3 protein-coding genes are annotated in these 3,607 nt (G+C 73.4%); 1 reads left to right on the plus strand and 2 read right to left on the minus strand.

Annotated features, from left to right (window positions below; translation table 11 throughout):
• Positions 1–366: thioredoxin (trxA, locus tag ACFTZL_RS42595; protein WP_382595296.1), on the minus strand; the 366-nt coding region annotated here is incomplete at its 3' end.
• Positions 367–485: 119 nt separating this feature from the next.
• On the opposite strand from trxA, the gene ACFTZL_RS42600 reads away from it, so the two are divergent.
• Positions 486–1,916 carry a dihydrolipoyl dehydrogenase family protein gene (locus ACFTZL_RS42600; RefSeq protein WP_382595299.1) on the plus strand — a complete coding sequence of 477 codons (1,431 nt, stop codon included), beginning with the start codon at positions 486–488 and terminating at the stop codon, positions 1,914–1,916.
• A gap of 54 nt (positions 1,917–1,970) precedes the next feature.
• On the opposite strand, the gene ACFTZL_RS42605 is transcribed toward ACFTZL_RS42600, so the two are convergent.
• Positions 1,971–3,563: an ABC-F family ATP-binding cassette domain-containing protein gene (locus ACFTZL_RS42605; RefSeq protein WP_382595302.1), complete on the minus strand. Its 1,593-nt coding sequence runs from the start codon at positions 3,561–3,563 to the stop codon at positions 1,971–1,973.
• Between the last annotated feature and the right edge of the window lie 44 nt (positions 3,564–3,607).

The following is a 3,607-nucleotide window of genomic DNA, read 5'->3' on the forward strand; positions in this document are numbered from 1 at the left end:
CTGGGCCTGCTGCTCGGCGACGGCCTTGCGGACCTCGTCCATGTCCAGGCCCCGGGCCTGGCCGATGACGTCGGTCAGGGCGGCCTCGGGCAGGGCACCCGGCTGGGCGAACACGGCGACCTGGTCGCGGACGATCATCAGCGTCGGAATCGACTGGATACCGAAGGCCGCGGCCAGCTCCGGCTGCGCCTCGGTGTCCACCTTGCCGAACACCAGGTCCGGGTTCTCCTCCGCCGCCTTCTCGTAGACCGGGGCGAACTGCTTGCACGGCCCGCACCAGGACGCCCAGAAGTCGATCAAAACGAACTCGTTGTCCGTGACCGTCTGGTCGAAGTTCTCCTTGGTGAGCTCCACGGTGCTGCTCATGGCGTAAATCCCTCTTCCTGGTGTGGGGGCAAACCGTCGGCACAACACGGCCGACCTGGTACGTATTCCGCGCCCCTACCCGTGTGGCCAGGGCGCACACCACCCACCAGACTGACCCCATGACGGAAACGGAAACCAACGCGTACGACGTCGTGGTGCTCGGGGCCGGGCCCGTGGGGGAGAACGTCGCAGACCGCGTCCGCGCGGCCGGTCTGACCACCGCGGTCGTGGAGAGCGAACTGGTCGGCGGCGAGTGCTCGTACTGGGCGTGCATGCCCAGCAAGGCCCTGCTGCGGCCGGTCATCGCCCGGGCGGACGCCCGCCGCGTACCCGGCCTGAGCCAGTCGGTGCAGGGGCCCCTCGACGCCGCCGCGGTCCTCGCCCACCGGGACTACTACACCTCCCACTGGAAGGACGACGGCCAGGTCCGGTGGCTCGACTCCATCGACGCCGACCTGTACCGCGGCCACGGACGGCTCACCGGACCCCGCACGGTGACGGTCACCGGCCCCGACGGCGCCGAGCACGTCCTGACCGCCCGGCACGCCGTCGCCGTCTGCACCGGCAGCCGCGCGTCCCTCCCGAAGCTGCCCGGTCTGGACGAGGTCAAGCCGTGGACCAGCCGGGAGGCCACCAGCTCCGCGAGCGTGCCCGGCCGGCTGATCGTGGTCGGCGGCGGCGTGGTCGCCACCGAGATGGCCACGGTCTGGCAGGCCCTCGGCTCCGAGGTCACCATGCTGGTCCGCGGCAAGGGCCTCCTGCCCCGGATGGAGCCCTTCGCCGGGGAACTGATCGCCGAGGCGCTCACCGAGGCCGGCACCGACGTCCGCACCGGCACGTCGGTGGAGTCGGTGTCCCGCGAGAACGGCACAGTGGTCGCCGTCACCGACAAGGGCGACCGCGTCGAGGCCGACGAGATCCTCTTCGCCACCGGCCGCGCGCCGCGCACCGACGACATCGGCCTGGAGACGATCGGCCTGGACCCCGGCTCCTGGCTGCCGGTCGACGACAGCCTCCGCGTGACCGGCCACGACTGGCTCTACGCCGTCGGAGACGTCAACCACCGTGCCCTGCTCACCCACCAGGGCAAGTACCAGGCGCGCATCGCGGGCGCCGCCGTCGCCGCGCGGGCCACGGGGGAGACGCTCCTCGCCCAGCCCTGGGGCGCCCACGCCGCGACCGCCGACCACGCGGCCGTCCCCCAGGTCGTCTTCACCGACCCGGAGGCGGCGGCGGTGGGCCTGTCCCTGGCCGAGGCGGAACAGGCCGGCCACCGGGTGCGGGCCGTCGACGTCGACCTGTCCACCGTCGCCGGGGCGGGCCTGTACGCCGACGGCTACAAGGGCCGCGCCCGCATGGTCGTCGACCTCGAGGGCGAGATCCTGCGCGGTGTCACCCTCGTCGGCCCGGGCGTGGGCGAACTCATCCACTCCGCGACGATCGCCGTGGCCGGCGAGGTCCCGGTCAGCCGCCTGTGGCACGCGGTCCCGTCCTACCCGACGATCAGCGAGGTGTGGCTGCGGCTGCTGGAGGCGTACCGGGACGCCTGACCGGCCTGGCACGGGCGGGCAGCGGGGCCCGCCCAGAGGCCACCGCCGGGACCATCACGCGTGCGCCGGCACCACCAACTCCCGGTAGTCGTCGCTCCACAGGTCCTCCTCCGCCTCGGGCAGCAGCAGCACCCGGTCCGGCCGCAGCGCGTCCACCGCTCCCTCGTCGTGGGTGACCATGACGATCGCGCCCGGGTAGGTGCCCACCGCGGCCAGGACCTCGGCGCGGGAGGCCGGGTCGAGGTTGTTGGTGGGCTCGTCGAGGAGCAGGACGTTGGCACCCGAGTGCACCAGGCCGGCGAGGGCGAGCCGGGTCTTCTCGCCGCCGGAGAGCACGCCGACCCGCTTGCCCGTGTCGTCGCCGGTGAACAGGAACGAGCCCAGGACCTGGCGGACTTCGCCGTCGCTGAGGTGCGGGGCGGCACCTGCCAGGTGCTCACGCACCGTCAGCTCCGGATCCAGCGTGTCGTGTTCCTGGGCGAAGTAGCCGAGCCGCAGCCCGTGCCCGTGGACCACCCGGCCGCTGTCGGGTGTGTCCTGGCCCGCGAGGATGCGCAACAGGGTCGTCTTTCCCGCGCCGTTGGGGCCGAGCACGACCAGGCGGCTGCCCCGGTCGACGGCCAGATCCACGCCCCGCAGGACGTGTTGCCCGCCGTACGACCTGGTCAGGCTCACGGTGCCGAGCGGGATCCGGCCGCAGGGCGCCGGTTCGGGCAGCCGGATCCTGGCCGTCTTCTCGGCGCGCCGGGCCGGTTCGAGGTCGGCGAGCATCCGGTCGGCTCGGCGGGCCATGTTCCGGGCGGCCACCGCGGTCGCCACCCGGGCCCGCATCCGGTCGGCCTGGGCGTGCAACGACGACGCCTTGCGCTCGGCGTTCGCCCGCTCGCGCGCCCGTCGCCGCTCGTCGGCGTCCCGCTGGGCCAGATAGGCGTCCCAGCCGGTGTTGTGGATGTCCAGCGCGGCCCGCCCCGGGTCCAGGTGGAACACCCGGTTCACGGTGCCGGCCAGCAGCGACGTGTCGTGGCTGATCATCACCAGCCCGCCCTGATGGCTCGCGAGGAAGGCGCGCAGCCAGGTGATCGAGTCGGCGTCGAGGTGGTTCGTCGGCTCGTCCAGCAGCAGGGTGCCGTGCCCGGCGATCAGGATGCGGGCCAGCTCCACGCGCCGTCGCTGACCGCCCGACAGGGCGCCGAGCGGCCGGTCCATCAGACCCGCCGGCAGCCCGACCCCGGCGGCGACCCGTGCGGCCTCCGCCTCGGCCGCGTAGCCGCCGCGCGCCTGGAACTCGGCCTCGGCCCGCACATAGGCGTTCATCGACCGCTCCGCACCGTCGGCCATCGCGGCCTCGGCACGGCGCAGCGCCCGTACGGCGCGGTCCAGGCCGCGCGCGGACAGGATCCGGTCGGTGACGGTGACCGACTGGTCGGCCGCGCGGGAGTCCTGCGGGAGATGGCCGACGTCGCCGGTGCGGGCGACGGTTCCGGCGGCGGGCCGCAGGGCGCCCGCCAAGGTGTGCAACAGGGTGGTCTTTCCCGCGCCGTTGCGGCCTACCAGGCCGATGCGGTCGCCGGGGGAGACGTGGAGGGAGACGCCGGACAGCAGCAGACGCGCGCCCACGCGCACGTCGACGTCACGAACGGTGATCATGAGAAAACGCTCCGAAGGAGAATTCCGAACAAGCAGGAGGACAC

The organism is Streptomyces sp. NPDC056948, from assembly GCF_042674225.1.
GTDB lineage: Bacteria > Actinomycetota > Actinomycetes > Streptomycetales > Streptomycetaceae > Streptomyces > Streptomyces purpurascens.